The sequence below is a fragment of the Carboxylicivirga fragile genome, from assembly GCF_050589805.1.
Classification (GTDB): domain Bacteria; phylum Bacteroidota; class Bacteroidia; order Bacteroidales; family Marinilabiliaceae; genus Carboxylicivirga; species Carboxylicivirga fragile.
On record NZ_JBNGOY010000006.1, the window covers coordinates 64,588 to 81,413 of the forward strand.

The following is a 16,826-nucleotide window of genomic DNA, read 5'->3' on the forward strand; positions in this document are numbered from 1 at the left end:
CAGCGTAAATTTATAGTGTATTTTGTTGTTGAATGAATTAGGATCAAGTGTCTTGCGGATATTCTCAATTAAATGTCACACAACCAACTGAGATTCGAACTTTTTGGTCACCTGTTCGAAACAGAATTGGATAAGATCAACCAACGTTTGCAGTGTATTGCCAAAAACTCGATTCTTTATCAGGTCTGAAAAGTATCAATGTCAGGACTGTTATCGCTGCACTGATCATCAAACACAAACTTAACCTTGACGATGGAGGTACAGTTGGCAAACTATCGAAATTTTTGTGCATATCAGTGGGCTGACTATCCAGTTGAAATATTAAGGATGAACCAAGTGTAAACATATGGTAGCCATAGCTGAAAATGTAATGAAATAAAAAAAGCGCCCTGATAAGTATTATCAGAACGCTTAGGTAGATTAAATAAATAATCTAAGGCTATTAATCTTCATCTTCGCCTTCTTCCTCCACTTCAAAGGCGTTCTCTAAAGCTTTTTCGAAAGCGTTTAAAATTTCTTTATTACTATCTTTTGAAATAATAATAGTACCATCTGTAATTTCAGCTTGAGTAAAGTCTATGGCTGCAACTTGTTGTTTAAATAAGTCAAGGTTTAAGTCTATCCATAATTTAGACTCAGCACCATCTAATTTATAACCATTTGGATACTCTAATTCTATTTCCCATTCCTCATCGCTTATAATTACAAAAGGAGTGTTTGAATAGGTTCCAGTGGCAAAAATAGAATGGCCATAAATATCTTTTGTATCATCTTCTTCATAAATGTCAAAATCAAATTCAATTTCTTCATAAACTGCATTTGGAACATTTGCAATAGCTAATTTAATGCCTGTTGCAGCATCACTTGACATTAAATCGATTAAAAATGGGCCATCTAATTCTACATCTGTGAACAAAGTATCTCCAGCTGGCAAAAGGTCTTCCATATCATCATCAATATCAAATTCAATTTCAGCGATATTAATTTCAAATTTCTCTATAACAAGATCATCAGTTGCTGTGCTTTTTAGTTGTTTTGCTGTGCTTGTTTTTATTGCTACTTCTACACGACTCTTATTATCGATTGTATCGTCTTTTGAACAACTTGCAAATATTGCAATACAAACTGAGGCAATTAAGACGCTTTTCAATAAATTCATAATATTGGTTGTTTTGAATAATTAAATAAATTTCTTCTTTCAAGGGTATGACGAAAGTTTTGTAAGGAAGGTTGGAATCGAGATTGAATTTTTAATAAATTTATTTGAAAATTCAGTTCCTAAATGTTTGTAGATACTATTTTGTCTTCAACCCTAGGTAGTGGTCAATACCAATTTTGGAACTCCATCGATACGCAATTCCAATTCTAAATTCGACTGATGCATTGTGAGTTTTGTTTAGATGCCCAGGTATTGAATTATCACCTGTATAAATATTGGGTAATCCGTATTTTATATTTATGCCAGTTGAAACCTTGATAGGACCTTGTGACCTAATTTCAAACTCCTGACCTAAAATAAGTCCGTAATCAATAGAAGCATATATTTCACTAATATCTTGTGCGTCATTAACAATTGTTTCAGAGGCAGATTTTAAATGAGCAATATATATGCCAGCAACATTTCGACGAATTATTTTATCCGAACCGAGAAAATTGTGTTTCGCATTTTGCATAATAGACATTTCCACGGCTATGTAATTTAAATCTAACTCCTTGGATGTATACTGTCCATAATAATAGCTGCTGTAGTTTTGTTTTGATGAAGAGGATAGAAATAAATTAGAGTTAATTAAATAACGCTTGTTTAATGCATACTTAATGTTTAAACCAAGTTCTGGCGATATGGTTATTTTTGAACTATTCATTCCTGACGAAGAAAAGCCTTCAATAGTTTCTGCACTTAGAAGATATGTATTTTTTAAAGATGTAATAATACCCGTTGTCCATCGACTATCTTTTCGGTCAAAAGCAAGTGTGTTCTTTGAATTGCTAGGAGAAGGAATAGGCATTGCTTTTATCCAATCTGTTTCAAATACTTTTTCTTTTTCTAAAGCAATATATGGTACAATTTTATAATCGATGGGTTTTCTTATTAAGGCATTTTTGTTTTTTAGTTTTGTATTAAGCGAAAATGATTCTTCTGCATTTATAAATGTTTCATTTTCCTCATTTGAGAATGAAAGTTTTGTGTTGTTCAGGGCAGAAGCGATACGAACTTTCTTTTTTTGTTCTTCAATTGTTGGGTGAAATAGTTTTGCCTTTTGAAAAGCATTTATCGTTTGGTTATCTATTTCTTTCCCCGAAATGGCATTGTTTAGTTTTGTCTCACTAGTATACCCAAGCGAATTAGTACTTTTTTGTGCGTTATTGTTTGTGTAAAGTTCTGGCTTCGTTTGTTTACTATAGAATTGTAGGACTCCACTAAAGCTAATCATAAATAAAATGATCGCTGCTGCCACCCAATAGTTAAAACGATGAAATATAGTATGCGTTTTGTTGTATTTGTCCAATTCTGCCGATATATTAGACCACACATTATCAATATCTAATTCGTTCTCTATTTTATTCCAAGAGTCATCTAATATCTTATTCTGTTCCTCATCTTCTGATTTAGACCTGCGATCATTATCCAAATCTGAAGTTATACGATTCCACACATCATCAGGTGCCATTAAAGCATTTTTCTTTAATAGATCTAGATATTCTTTATGTAGCTTCTTATTCTTCATTAAATAGATTAACCTACTTTGCTTAGTTGTTCATTTAGTAATTTTCTTGCTCTATTAAGTTGTGACTTTGATGTCCCTTCCGAGATATTCAACATTTTTGCAATTTCTTTATGTCCGTATCCTTCAATAGCATGTAGATTGAATACCATACGTGCGCCATCTGGTAATTTCTCAACTTCTTTTAATAAGTCTTGACAAATCAATGGATCAGATACATCTTCAGATGGCTCGTTATTAGCTCTTAAATCATCAATTCTTAGAGTTAAATTTTGCTGTCTTTTCCGAAAAGCATCAACTGCTGTATTGGAAATTATTCTTCTGATCCAGGCTTTTAATGAACCTTGTCCATTATAAGTGTTAATATTTCTGAACACTTTTAAAAAGCCATTCTGTAAAATATCTTTGGCATCATCTCTGTCTGGTTCATATGCTAAACATACACTTAGCATTTCTCCTGCATAGGCTCTGTAAAGCTGCTCTTGCATCTTGCGGTCATCTTTTCGACAGCCTTCGAGCATCAATTTTTCATTCAATTCCATAAACCAATAATCACTACTTAGTTTATTATTATTTTAACAGAGTTTTGAAGTCGGAACAAAATGTTTTCATATAATACTTCGTTTTGATCCGAAGATATTTCAATATATGCAGCTCCTAAATCAGTATGACTTAGGTCAGAACTTTCCAACGATTCTACACTAATTGTTTTTGTCGCATAATAAGGGTCAAACTTAATTTGAGCTAAATAAGGCTTTTCAGCGGAAATGGTAATGTCTTGTAATCCATCGTTATTAATGGTTTTAACTTTAAAGATTTCATCTTCATCTATTATAATAAAAAGGGGTACGATGTGTCCAGATAGACTATTGTATGTCCCGTTGAATACTAATCCTCCTTCAGTTTCAAAGTCCTCTATTTTAGAATTATTATCAATGTTATTGCCTTCATCATTGTCATCATCATCATTTTCAATGTCATCGATTTCATCTAGGGTAAGTTCCCATTCTATTAAAGAATAAACCCCTTGCGGGATATCAAAATTTTCTATAAGTGCAGGATGGTCAAAGAAGAATTGAAATGGGCCAATTTCATCATCAGTTTTAGTGGCGAAATGAACATCTCCCCCTTGAGTTCTATGACCGTCAAAAAAAATTTGTTTGAATAAAATTGTACCACTATCAAATGATAAATGATTTGAAGTGCCATTCTTTAAAGCAACTTCTAATTCAACATTAACTGGTACTGTATATTCCTTCTTCTGACATGAATAAAGAAAGATAAGTACTATTAGAATAGGCTTAAAAAGCCACTTGCAATGGTTCATTTTAATAAGACGATTTTAATGGCAAGAAGGTTGGGACAACCTTAGAAATTTTTTTCTCCAAGTGCTATGTTAAAAGTTTTAAGGGACAATTAATCTTTCATATACAAGTTCATTATTTAAAATTGTATTTACATAAAGGTGAGAGAACTGTTTTATTAATCACCACTGTTTTTTGCTCTGTATTTTGATGGATTTACACCAAATTGTTTTGTGAAACACTTTCTAAAATAGGCCACATCATTAAATCCAATTTGTTCCGAAATTTCTATAATTGGAATATTTTGTTTTACTAGCATTTGCGCCGCTTTTTTGATTCGAATGGAACGAACAAAAACCGAAATATTTTCACCAGTAATTGTTTTAATACGCCTGTACAAGGTTGGTTGACTCATATGTAAATGCTCAGCCAGTAATTGGGTATTAAATTTAGGATTAGTCAAATTGCCTTCAACAAATTGGATGGCATCATGTATAAATTCTTTTTCATGCAGATCAATTTCTATTTCACTAGGAGATAGCGTTATTTTATTGCCATAATATGCTTTTAGTTGAGCTCGACTTTTTATAATGTTATTAATTTTGGCTTTTAATATTGTTGGTGTAAATGGTTTTGTTATATAGTCATCAACGCCAGTTTCCAGACCTGTTAATACATCTTGATCAGTACTTTTTGCACTTAATAAAACCACAGGAATATGACAGTGCGTTTGGTTTGTTTTTATGGTTTTGCAAAGTTCTATTCCATCCATTACTGGCATCATGACATCCGACAGGATGAGAACAGGTATTTTATTATTTATTTGTTGTAACGCTTCCTGTCCGTTTGTGGCTTCATATATTTCGAATTCATCATCAAGAATAGATCGAATGTATTGACGTAATTCAGGATGATCCTCCACTATAAGGAGTTGAGGGCGTTTCTTTTCGTTATTCGAGATGTCTTGAGTGCTCGATGTGTCTTCCTGATCAATAAATGGTTCTTCGGAAATGTATATTTCTTTTAAGTCGCCTAGCTTTAATGTGTTTCTTTCATTGGTAAGTTTATTATCTATTGGAATTTTTATGTTGAAGGTGGCACCTTGCTTAGGTTTGCTTACCACATTAATAGATCCTTTATGTAGGTGGATTAATTCACGCGCAAGGGATAGACCAATACCAGTACCCGTTTGTTTTATATTGTTGCTCTCTTTCCCTTGAAAAAAACGATCAAATATTAGTTCCTGTTGATTGAGTTCAATGCCTGGTCCCTTATCCGTTATGCTTATTTTGCACCAATCCTCTTCTTTATCAATTGATATTGTAATGGTCTCATTTGTTGGTGAAAACTTAATGGCATTCGAAATTATGTTTGATAAAACGATGCGTAATTTTTCTGTGTCAAACCACATTGGTATCTTGTGTCTGGAATGTAGTATGTGTATTGTAATGTTTTGTTTTTGTGCGTATTGATTGAAGGAGTTTTCGACTTCTTTGACAAAGTTAACTATATTGTTTTTTGATACATTTAACACCATGCTTCCCATTTCCGCTTTTCTTAAGTCCAATAGTTGAGATATTAACTGATGGAGTTGTCGCGCATGTTGATTTACAATTTTGAGTTTGTTTTTTATTGTTTTAGATATGTCTTTATTATCTAGGATTTCTTTTAGTGGGGCAGTAATAAGTGTTAGAGGAGTTCGTAACTCATGGGATATATTTGTAAAAAAACGTGCTTTCATTTCGGCGATATCATGTTCTTTTTCGCGTTCAACTTTTTCAATAGTTAATTTATGTTCTAACTCTTTTGCTTGACTCTTTAGTTGCTGTTCTCTATAAATTTGCCTTATTCTTATTTTAAGGATTGTATATATTAGCAATATAACAATTAGGAAAATTGTAACTATGCCCCACAGGGTTGAATACCAAGGTGGTTGAATGCTAATCTCTAAAGAAGTCGTATTGGTATTCCAGATGCCATCATTATTAGATGATTTTACCTCAAAAATATAATCGCCGGCAGATAAATTATTGTAAGTGACAGTTCGTTGTGTACCATTGGTATGAATCCAATTTGTTTCATGATTAACGAGACGGTATGCATATTTATTACTTTGCTGATGTAAAAAGGAGAGGCCTACATAATCGATGGCAAAACTGTTGAACGGATGCTTAAGCGTAATGGCAGATGTGTAGGGCGCAGCCTTGCTCAGGATAGTCTGACCGTCCCATGATTCATTCACTTCAATAGCTCGGTTTTTAACTCGAATCTCTGTAATTACAGTCGGAGATATAAAAGTGTTTTTACGAATGCTATCAGGATGAAAATATATGATCCCTTTATTGTTGCCCCAAATAAGTTGGTCTGTGTCTGTTTTTTGAACAGCTCTAACATTATTCGCAATGTAGTAATTGATAAATTTTTTAGAATAAATATCAAATTTAGATAACCCTGAATTAGTTCCAATCCATAAAGTACTATCTCCTATACTTGTTAAGCAAGTCACAAAATTATGACATAAGCCATCTCGTTTATTTAAAAAATGAATATTACCTTCCTTGGCATTGAAATAACCCAAGCCTCCTCTATAGCCTATCCATAGTTTTCCATCTGGCATTTGATGTAAGGCCCAAACTTCCTTATTATGAAGTGTATGAGGCGAACTGTTTTTGTCATTAAAAGAGTTAAATTTAAAAGAATCTGTTTCATGGTATATGAGTTTGTTAAGACCTAAATTGGTTCCAATCCATATGCTGCTATCCGAATCTTCAAGGATTACCCTAATATGATTTCCTGACAAGTGATATTTAGGCTTGTCGTTTGATTGTGTAAGATGAAATGCTTCGGAAATACGGTCATATAGTAATAAACCATTATTGCTACCAATCCAAAATCGGCCTTTAGAATCAATGAGTAGAGACTCAATGCGACCTTGCCAATCAGGGAAATTACTTATTTTTATATCAACTCTCTTTATTTGATCTATATTTGGGTCGTACTTCAGTAGTGAAGATTTGATAGTACCAAACCAGATATCACCATTTTCATCTTTTGTTGACGATAAAATAATATCTTCAGGAATACGTCTACTGTGTGCATGCCTTGTTGAGAATTGATCAAAATGAATGGAGCTATCGAGGGGAAGCGGAAGGGATGTTTTTTTAATTCCACCATGATAAAGTGAGATATACAAGTTTTTAGAGTTATCGATAGTGAAATCTTGCACTTCATATAAGCTATTAAAACGACTAGAACGATAAAATTGATTTTCAATGTCAATTTTTACGGCTCCACCTCCGTGTGTACCAACCCAAATGACACCAGATGGATCGTATAGTATTGAAATAGCTCTATTTTCAAATCTATCAGTAAACAGAGGATGATCCCAATTGTAGTGTTTAATATCAGATAAATTATCCAAGTTTGATATTTGATCTAAACCATCCCAGGTCGCGATCCAATAGTCACCTCGATTATCTTTCTCGACACCATAAACATCACGATGACTTATGGATCTTGTATTATTTGAGTCATGTTCTAATTGAGTAATCTGATATGTGTCAGGCTCAAAAATAAATACGCCATTGCCAATGGTCGAAATAATCAATTGGCCGTGTATGTAACTCAGTTTTGTTATGATGAATTGTGAATTGCTAGATTCTAAGGAGGGAAGAGAAAATGATTTGAAAGCATGATTGTTGATATCGAACCTTACTATTTTATTTGTATTTGTTCCCAACCAATATACCCCATCTCTTTCTTTAGTAATATTGGAAAGAACATCGTAGTCAAGGCCCGATGTATTACCTTTATTATAAAGGTTGCACCTAATGGTTTTTACATCAATAGTTTCATCTTCAAAATTTAAGCATATTATACCTAAAGGCGTTGTTAATAAAATGCCATTTCTAATATCACCAGCTATTCCAGATATAGAAAATGAAGGTATGTTAGGTAGATTTTCTATGTGAGAAATAAAGGATTCACTTTCTGGATTGAAGATATGTAAGCCATCTGCGGTGCCAACCCAAATATAACCTTTAGGCGATTGGTAAAGAACCGAAATATTAACAGAACCATTTACTGGATAAAATGATTTTATCTGGTAACCGTCGTAGCGGTTTAATCCATCAGAAGTCCCAAACCAAATGAAACCCTTGTTATCTTTTAATATCGCGTTTACATTATTGTCTGATAAACCATCTTGCATATTAATGTAATCTACATTAATAGAGTAATCGGCTGCTAATATTGAGGCAGCATGAAAAAAGGTTAATAGAAAACCTAGTATATATTTCGGCATTGTATTATGTATTACTTTCCAAAAATACAAAAATCCTTATTAAGGTCTGAATGCATGTTTGTTTGATTTTTGCATGCATTTGTAATCATCAACTATTGAGCTCGTTGTGAGTTGTAGTGATTGATGTGTCCCCTGTTATTGATTGAATTGACATTCTTTAGTATGAATGATAAATCGCTGTTTAATGACTGTTTCCTCAGTTAAAAAAAGTTTTACTTCTAGTAAGTTTGTTTTAACAAAAATTAACAGGTTGCAATATAATTATAATATGAATCGGATAACAATCATTGTATTTTTTGTTTCAGTAATGCTGCAAGCTTATGGGCAAACAAATAAATGGGAGAATGAGAATATAATACAAGAAAATAAGTTGCCAGCACGGGCAACTTCCTATTCTTATGCATCAAAACAAGCGGCTATAAGTTTATCTCGTGAAAAAGCAAAAGTGAAATTCCTTAATGGAAAATGGTCTTTTCAGTTTACGCCACATAGTGAAACAAGCAGTATAGAGTTTTCGAAACCTGATTTTGACTCCAAGGATTGGGCTTTGATAGATGTTCCATCTTGTTGGGAAATGCAAGGTTACGGAACACCTATTTATACCAATGAAGTGTATCCATTTACGCCTAATGCACCATATATCGATCGCAAAAATCCTGTTGGTTCCTATATTTGTCAGTTTGCCGTTTCAGATAAATGGCAAGGTGAACAAGTTATCATTCATTTTGGTGGTGTTTCCTCTGCCTTTAGTGTATGGTTAAATGGTGAGTATGTAGGATATAGTCAAGGCAGTCGTTTGCCAAGTGAGTTTGATATCACACCATATTTAATTGACGGAAAGAACAAGTTGGCAGTACAGGTTATTCGATGGTCGGATGGTAGTTATCTGGAGGATCAGGATCACTGGCGAATGAGTGGTATTCATCGTGAAGTTTATATAATGGCTCAACCAAAAGTGCATATTAATGATTTTTTTATTCGTTCATCCTTACATGATAATTATACAAAAGCTTGTTTTCAGATTAGACCAGAGATAATTGGTGCTGATGGTACTTATGATGGCTGGCACTTAGAAGTAGATTTGTTGGATGGCAATAATAAAAGTGTTTTACAAGAAGCATTGCGGAAGTCGGTTAAAGATATAATTCATGAAAGGTATCCTCCACGCGATAATGTGTTTTTTGGAATGATGCAAAGTGAACTTAAGAACCCTCAGTTGTGGAGTGCCGAACGCCCATATCTCTACAAAGCAATTATTACACTCCTAAATGAAAAAAATCAGGCAGTTGAAGTTCGCAGCGCTCAAATTGGGTTTAGAGAATATTGCTATACGAAAGAAGGTGTATTCAGCGTAAATGGTAAGGCTGTTAAATTAAAAGGGGTGAATCGGCATGACCATAGTGATACAGGAGGTAAAACAATGACACGAGACGAGATGAGAAAAGATATTAAATTAATGAAGCAATATAATATCAACGCTCTGCGTACAGCTCATTATCCGAACGATCCTTATGTATATGAATTGTGCGATCAATACGGCATTTATGTAATGGATGAAGCTAATATTGAGTCGCATGGTATTGGTGGTAAGTTGGCGAATAATCCAACTTGGAATACGGCTTTTATGGATCGCGTTATTCGTATGGTTGAACGAGATAAAAATCATGCCTCAATCTTCTCATGGTCCTTGGGTAACGAATCGGGATGTGGCCCTAATCATGCCTCAGCTGCTGCCTGGATTAAAGATTTTGACCCAACACGGCTAATCCATTATGAGGGGGCACAAGGTATTCCTATGCATTCGGATTATATACCAATAAATTCTTCAAAATGGGAAGAAAAGTATCAAAATACAATGGTCAACCCCACTGATCCATATTATGTTGACATGGTGAGTCGCATGTATCCTTCACTCCAACAATTATCAGCTTTAGCTAATAATACAGTACTCGTTAGGCCAGTACTAATGTGCGAATATGCACACGCCATGGGTAATTCTTTGGGAAACCTTAAAGAATATTGGGACATTGTTTATACTAGCCCCAATATATCAGGTGGTTTTATATGGGATTGGATTGACCAAGGCATCAGAAGTGTTGATGAGGATGGTACTGTTTATTGGAAGTACGGTGGCGACTTTGGGGATAAACCAAACCTGGGTAATTTTTGTATTAATGGAATAGTTGGACCCGATAGAGCGGTTAAACCACAACTTCAAGAATGTAAATATGTTTTTCAACCAATCGAATTTACACCACATGATTTAGACGCAGGAATTATCAATGTTAAAAGTCGTTTTAGTCATTCATCAACAAAAGGCTATTATTTTAAATGGACTATTTCTGAAGAAGGTAAAGTAGTAAAATCTGGTCATTTGGAAGATGTTATCATTAAACCTGGAGAAATTCAACAGTTGCATATACCTATTCATGAGGTCAAACAAAAAAATGATAAGGAGTATTGGCTGCGAATAAGCATGCACCATAAAACTGAAACTCTATATTCTAATGTTGGGTTTGAGGTGGCAAAGAAACAATTTAAATTAAGTGATTACGAGTTCGGTTCAAATAATGATCAGGTTGGTACAAATAGGTTAAAACTAAAGGAGAATAGTAAGCACATAAAGGTTATGGGAGCGGGCTTTGAACTGTCATGGTCAAAGTTAAGCGGTCAAATGCTAGATTATAAACTTAAAGGCATCACAGTTATTGAACAAGGACCAACACCTAATTTTTGGAGACCGCAAACCGATAATGATTTTCGTGGTTGGAAATCACATAAGGCCTCAGCTTTCTGGCAAGAGTTTTCGGACATGTTTGCGGAGGTAGATATTACGGTTGACGATTCAAAACAAGAATATTGGAAAATAGTAGTCAAACAACATTACTCTGATAGCCTTTTAATTGCTACTACTTATAAGGTTGACCAAAAGGCTCAGGTGGATGTGACTTTATCAATAGAAATGAATGAGAACCTGCCCATGCCTTTACGAATTGGATCAGAATTAAAGGTAAATAATACGTTGCAGAATATGACCTTTTACGGAAAAGGGCCTTGGGAAAATTACAATGATCGATCTTTTGCAGCCGATATAGGTCTGTTTGAGGGAGAAGTGAATGATTTTATTCACCATTACGTCACGCCTCAGGAGTGTAGTAATTTTACCAGTGTACGATGGCTAGAGTTAAAAAATATAAATGGTTATGGTATACGTATTCAAGGTAATCAGCCTCTGAGTACATCTGTTTGGCCATGGACCGCGCAAAATATTCAGAATGCTAGGCATATAAATGAGTTGAAAGAAGCCTCATTTTTGACGGTTAATATTGATCTAGAGCAAGTGGGAGTTGGAGGACAGAATTCATGGTCAATCAAAGCTAAGCCTATTGCGCAATATAGAATTAAGCCTAAAAATTATATGTTTTCTTATTCCATACTCCCTGTGGAATGATTTTTAATATGGTTAAGTATAGATCAGCCAGAAATGTTCTGGCGTTTAAATAAGAATTAGTTATGAATTTAGGAAAAATAACGAATGGTTCTGTTGTTTTATTTTGCTTACTAATACTAGGAGCATGTCAAGTTAGTATAAAGCAGAAACAGCAAGAAAAGAAGCCAAATATTTTGTTTATAATGAGTGATGATCATTCATTGCAAACATTTAGTACTTATGACAAACGTTTTATTGAAACACCTAATTTAGATCGAATAGGAAACGAAGGAATTGTCTTTAGAAATAGTTTTGTTACAAATTCGATATGCGCACCTAGCAGGGCCGTTATGTTAACAGGTAAGCACAGTCATGAAAATGGTCAAATAAATAATTCGGTCCGCTTTAATGGGGCACAACAGACTTTTCCAAAACTATTGCAACAAAACGGTTATCAAACTAGCTTGATAGGTAAGTGGCACCTTAAAAGTTTACCAACTGGCTTTGATAACTATGAAGTCCTTATCGGTCAAGGTGATTATTATAACTCTAATTTTATTCATAATGGAGATACTATTTCATCTGATGGGTATGTAACAAATATAATTACTGATAAAAGTATTGATTGGTTGGAAAATAGAGAAAGCGATAAGCCTTTTTGTCTGCTTGTACATCACAAGGCAACGCACCGCATTTGGCAGCCTGATACCGCTCTTTTTGATTTATTTAAAGGAATAGAATTTGATGTACCAGAAACATTCTTTGATAATTATGAGGGACGGCGAGCTGCGGCTGAGCAAAACATGAGTATTTCCAAAGATATGGATCTGGTGTATGATTTGAAATTACTCGATGAAGCGGGTGATATTCAAACAAAATACAGAGCCAATTATGCATATATGCTTTCAAAATTGACAGATGAGCAACGCAAAGCATGGGATAAAGAGTATGACCCAATTATTGCTGATTTTAAGCGAAAGGGCCTGAAGGGTAAGGAGTTGGATTTGTATAAATATCAAAGATATATGCAGGATTATTTAAGGTGTGTTGCTTCTGTTGATAATAATGTGGGTCGACTTCTGACATATTTAGAACAAAATGGAGAATTAGACAACACCCTGATTGTTTATACATCTGATCAAGGCTTTTACATGGGCGAACATGGTTGGTTTGATAAGCGTTTTATGTATGAGCAGTCTTTGCGTACGCCCTTGGTTATGCGTTATCCTAAATTAATTAAACCCAATAGCCAATCGCATAAACTGGTTCAAAATATTGATTATGCACCTACTTTTCTGGAGTTGGCAGGATTGGATATGCCAAACGATATCCAAGGAAAGTCGCTCGTGACCTTATTTAAGGATGAACAATCAGGTTGGAGAGATGCCATTTATTATCATTATTACGAGTACCCGAATGAACATATGGTAAAACGGCATTACGGGATTCGTACAAACCGGTATAAACTCATTCATTTTTACGACGATATTGATCAGTGGGAACTCTATGATTTAGTGGACGATCCTGACGAGATGATAAATATATTCCACGATAGTGGCATGCAGCCTATGGTTAAAAAGCTTAAAAAACAACTTAATGAATTACAAGTTGCGTATGGCGATGTTGATCTGGCTACCTATTAGTATTGTTGTTTGAGCCTCATGAATCTAAAATTCAGTTGATTATAGTTTAATTAAAAGTAATTAAAACTCGAAAAAGAAGTGGGTGCATTTGATTGTTACCCACGATGATTAATTAATGTTTTTTATTAAAACTTAAATTTTATGGAAAAAAAATCAGTTTATCCGGATTATTTTAAAGATAATCGGAGACGAAAAATGTATCGTGTAATGAAGGTGCTGAGTGTACTTTTATTTTGCATTAGCTTTGCAGTCTCTGCAACAAATAATCAGTTGCAGGAACAATTTACAGTAGACGGTTTTGTAAAAGATAATACGGGGCAGCCACTGCCTGGTGTAAATATCTTTGAACAAAGCAACCCAACAGGTGGTGTTATTACTGGTAGTGATGGTTCATATACAATTAAAGTGAGTTCTGAAGGTGCAATATTAAGTTTCTCATTCATTGGTTTTAAGGATCAAAATGTTGAAGTTTCAGGACGCTCCTCAATTAATGTGACATTAATTGAAGAGGTTACCGGGCTGGATGAAGTAGTGGTTGTTGCTTACGGTACACAGAAAAAAGTTAATGTAACTGGCGCTGTGTCTGCGGTAACATCAGATAAGATCGAAGAGCGACCTGTACAAAATGTATCACAGGCTCTACAAGGTATTATTCCAGGATTAAATGTTACCTCTTCGGGAGGTGGGGAATTAGATAACCCATTAAAAATTAACATTCGTGGAGCGGGTACTATTGGAGAAGGTTCAAATTCAAGTCCATTAATTTTAATTGATGGAATGGAAGGTGATATGAATTCTCTTAACCCTCAGGATATTGAGAGTATATCGGTATTGAAAGATGCAGCGTCATCTGCCATTTATGGTTCTCGTGCACCTTTTGGCGTTATCTTAATTACAACAAAACGTGGTAAAGAAGGTAAAATGCAGATCAACTACAATAATAACTTCCGTTGGAGCGATCCTTTATTGAAGCCACATATGCTTGATTCATATACTTTCGCTAAATATTGGAATGATTCAAAAGCTAATGCAGGACAAAACCCTGCTTTTGATGATGAAACAATGGATCGAATTTTGGCTTACCAAAGGGGGGAAATTGATTATGGAACAGTGCCTAACAACAATGGCGATCGTTGGAATCAGTATACGGGTTCCAATGGGAATACCGATTGGTTTGACGAACATTATAAAAGCTGGTCACCTTCTCAAGAGCATGCCTTAAGCCTAAGCGGTGGTAGTGATAAAGTTCAATATTATTTGTCAACTAATTATTTAGGGCAAAATGGTTTGTTGAAACATGCCAATGATTCTTTCGATCGCTTCACCTTAACGGCAAACGTCAACGCTCAATTGGGTGAAAATGTAAGCATCCGTTACAACACCAAGTTTATCCGTGAAAAGTATGAAAAGGCGACCCATCAATTTGGTTTGTTTTACCATAATATTGCACGACGTTGGCCAACAAACCCAGTGCGCGACCCCAATGGTTTTTATGCCGATGGAGGTGAGATCTTGCAACTGCGTGAAGGTGGACGAAACATTTCTGAAAAGGATCAGATGTATCAACAGTTTCGCGTTGATGTAGAAGTTCTAAAAGGTTGGAAATTAATTGGAGAGCTTAATTACCGCACCGATACCTATTTTAATAACAGTAATGTGCTCCCTGCATATTCGCACGATGTGCAAGGTAATCCTTATGCTGTTGGTGTTGGTTGGATGTCACCAGGTAGTACGAGGGCAAATGAATATGCACGAAAGACGACATACATGAGTCCAAACTTATACACAGAGTATGTAAAGTCATTTGGTGATGGGCACAACTTAAGAGCTTTAGCAGGTTTCCAGAGTGAGGAAACTAATAATCGAGATTTTGGTGGCTATCGTAACGATTTGATTACACCTGATTTGCCGACCATAAATACAGCTTCGGGAGATGATAAAATTACTCAAGGAGGTTATGGACATTGGGCAACAGCAGGCTTTTTCGGTCGTGTTAACTACAATTACAAAGAAAAGTATTTGGTAGAGTTGAATGCACGTTACGATGGGACAAGTCGTTTTTTAAGGGAGCAACGTTGGAATTTATTCCCATCAGTTTCTGTTGGATGGAACATTGCTCGTGAAGATTTCTGGGAACCACTTTTAGACAAAGTAAATACTTTAAAAGTCCGAGGATCATGGGGTGAGTTGGGTAATCAAAATACCAAACAATGGTACCCTTTTTATACTACTATGCCTGTAGGTGCAGCCAATGGCTCGTGGTTAGTTAATGGAGTACGCCCTAACACAGCAAGTAGTCCTGGTCTGGTTAGCTCAATGCTTACATGGGAAACGGTTCGATCGTGGAACATTGGTTTGGATGCCGGATTGTTAAATAATAGGTTAAATTTAGTATTTGACTATTTCCAACGTTTCACGGAAGATATGGTTGGGCCAGCACCTGAATTGCCAGCTACTTTGGGGACATCAGTTCCTAAGATAAATAATGCTGATATGAAATCAACTGGATTTGAACTGGAGATTGCATGGCGCGATAAAATCGGTCAAGTATCTTATGGTGTAAGAGGTATTTTGGCTGATGATCAACAGGAAATAACACGTTATCCGAATGAGACTGGCCGAATTGATCAATGGTATGCCGGCCGAATGAGTGGTGAGATATGGGGTTATTCAACCCAAGGTATTGCTAAAAGCGATGCAGAAATGAATAATTGGTTAGCGAATCATGATCAGAGTGTACTTGGTGGAAACTGGGCAGCTGGTGATATCATGTACCAAGATCTAAACAATGATGGAGTTATTAATGGTGGTAGTGGAGTGTTAGGAGATACTGGTGATAAGTCCATAATTGGCAATAGGACACCTCGCTATAAGTATAGTATTGATGTGGATGCCGCATGGAAAGGTATTGATTTCAGAATGTTATGGCAAGGTGTTGGAAAACGCGATTATGCTTTGGGAGGGCCTTATTTTTGGGGAGCCAATGGTAACATGTGGCAATCAGCCGGTTTCGAAGAACATATGGATTATTTCAGGCCTGAAGGCCATGAAATGGGCGCAAATCTTGATGGTTACTATCCACGCCCGATTATGTCATGGGAGTCAAATAAAAATACTCAGACACAGACAAAATACTTGCAGAATGCAGCATATATTCGTTTGAAAAACATTCAATTGGGTTATACTATTCCAAAGACCTTCACGCAAAAATATGGCATTCAAAAGTTACGCTTCTATGTGTCGGGTGAGAATTTAATCACTTTTACCCAAATGACTAAAATATTTGATCCAGAAACAATTGATGGAGGTTGGAGTGATGGGAAAATTTACCCACTATCAAAGACAATTTCTGGAGGTTTGAGTCTGACATTCTAAATACTATTTATTGGATTAACCACCTGACAAATAGTACTTACAAAA

General features: G+C 35.2%; 8 protein-coding genes. 3 read left to right on the plus strand and 5 right to left on the minus strand.

The window, feature by feature from the left end; all coding sequences use genetic code 11:
- Positions 1 to 442 precede the first annotated feature (442 nt).
- From ACRD7B_RS04010 to ACRD7B_RS04030, 5 genes are all read right to left on the minus strand, one after another.
- On the minus strand, positions 443 to 1,159 hold the full coding sequence (locus ACRD7B_RS04010; RefSeq protein ID WP_430823183.1) for a hypothetical protein: 717 nt from the start codon (positions 1,157 to 1,159) through the stop codon (positions 443 to 445).
- A 136-nt stretch (positions 1,160 to 1,295) separates the two neighbouring features.
- Positions 1,296 to 2,729, minus strand: coding sequence for a hypothetical protein (locus ACRD7B_RS04015; protein ID WP_430823184.1), 1,434 nt, complete (start codon positions 2,727 to 2,729; stop codon positions 1,296 to 1,298).
- Positions 2,730 to 2,737: 8 nt separating this feature from the next.
- Positions 2,738 to 3,247 (minus strand): RNA polymerase sigma factor, encoded by a 510-nt coding sequence (locus ACRD7B_RS04020; RefSeq protein ID WP_430823185.1) that lies wholly within the window; start codon positions 3,245 to 3,247, stop codon positions 2,738 to 2,740.
- Positions 3,248 to 3,285: 38 nt separating this feature from the next.
- Positions 3,286 to 4,053: a hypothetical protein gene (locus tag ACRD7B_RS04025; protein ID WP_430823186.1), complete on the minus strand. Its 768-nt coding sequence runs from the start codon at positions 4,051 to 4,053 to the stop codon at positions 3,286 to 3,288.
- 155 nt (positions 4,054 to 4,208) lie between these two features.
- Complete coding sequence (locus ACRD7B_RS04030) at positions 4,209 to 8,333, minus strand: hybrid sensor histidine kinase/response regulator transcription factor (protein WP_430823187.1); 4,125 nt, start codon at positions 8,331 to 8,333, stop codon at positions 4,209 to 4,211.
- Between the two features lie 268 nt (positions 8,334 to 8,601).
- Between ACRD7B_RS04030 and ACRD7B_RS04035 the strand changes: the two genes are divergently transcribed.
- From ACRD7B_RS04035 to ACRD7B_RS04045, 3 genes are all read left to right on the plus strand, one after another.
- Positions 8,602 to 11,784 (plus strand): glycoside hydrolase family 2 TIM barrel-domain containing protein, encoded by a 3,183-nt coding sequence (locus tag ACRD7B_RS04035; RefSeq protein ID WP_430823188.1) that lies wholly within the window; start codon positions 8,602 to 8,604, stop codon positions 11,782 to 11,784.
- 62 nt (positions 11,785 to 11,846) lie between these two features.
- Positions 11,847 to 13,406 carry a sulfatase family protein gene (locus ACRD7B_RS04040; protein WP_430823189.1) on the plus strand — a complete coding sequence of 520 codons (1,560 nt, stop codon included), beginning with the start codon at positions 11,847 to 11,849 and terminating at the stop codon, positions 13,404 to 13,406.
- 141 nt (positions 13,407 to 13,547) lie between these two features.
- Positions 13,548 to 16,781 (plus strand): SusC/RagA family TonB-linked outer membrane protein, encoded by a 3,234-nt coding sequence (locus tag ACRD7B_RS04045; protein WP_430823190.1) that lies wholly within the window; start codon positions 13,548 to 13,550, stop codon positions 16,779 to 16,781.
- The last annotated feature ends 45 nt before the right edge of the window (positions 16,782 to 16,826 follow it).

Excerpts from the sequence above, each read along its gene's own strand:
- ACRD7B_RS04015 (WP_430823184.1), bottom strand. The coding sequence starts at position 2,729 with ATGAAGAATAAGAAGCTACATAAAGAATATCTAGATCTATTAAAGAAA.
- ACRD7B_RS04040 (WP_430823189.1), top strand. The coding sequence starts at position 11,847 with ATGAATTTAGGAAAAATAACGAATGGTTCTGTTGTTTTATTTTGCTTA.
- ACRD7B_RS04035 (WP_430823188.1), top strand. The coding sequence starts at position 8,602 with ATGAATCGGATAACAATCATTGTATTTTTTGTTTCAGTAATGCTGCAA.
- ACRD7B_RS04010 (WP_430823183.1), bottom strand. The coding sequence starts at position 1,159 with ATGAATTTATTGAAAAGCGTCTTAATTGCCTCAGTTTGTATTGCAATA.
- ACRD7B_RS04045 (WP_430823190.1), top strand. The coding sequence starts at position 13,548 with ATGGAAAAAAAATCAGTTTATCCGGATTATTTTAAAGATAATCGGAGA.
- ACRD7B_RS04025 (WP_430823186.1), bottom strand. The coding sequence starts at position 4,053 with ATGAACCATTGCAAGTGGCTTTTTAAGCCTATTCTAATAGTACTTATC.
- ACRD7B_RS04030 (WP_430823187.1), bottom strand. The coding sequence starts at position 8,333 with ATGCCGAAATATATACTAGGTTTTCTATTAACCTTTTTTCATGCTGCC.
- ACRD7B_RS04020 (WP_430823185.1), bottom strand. The coding sequence starts at position 3,247 with ATGCTCGAAGGCTGTCGAAAAGATGACCGCAAGATGCAAGAGCAGCTT.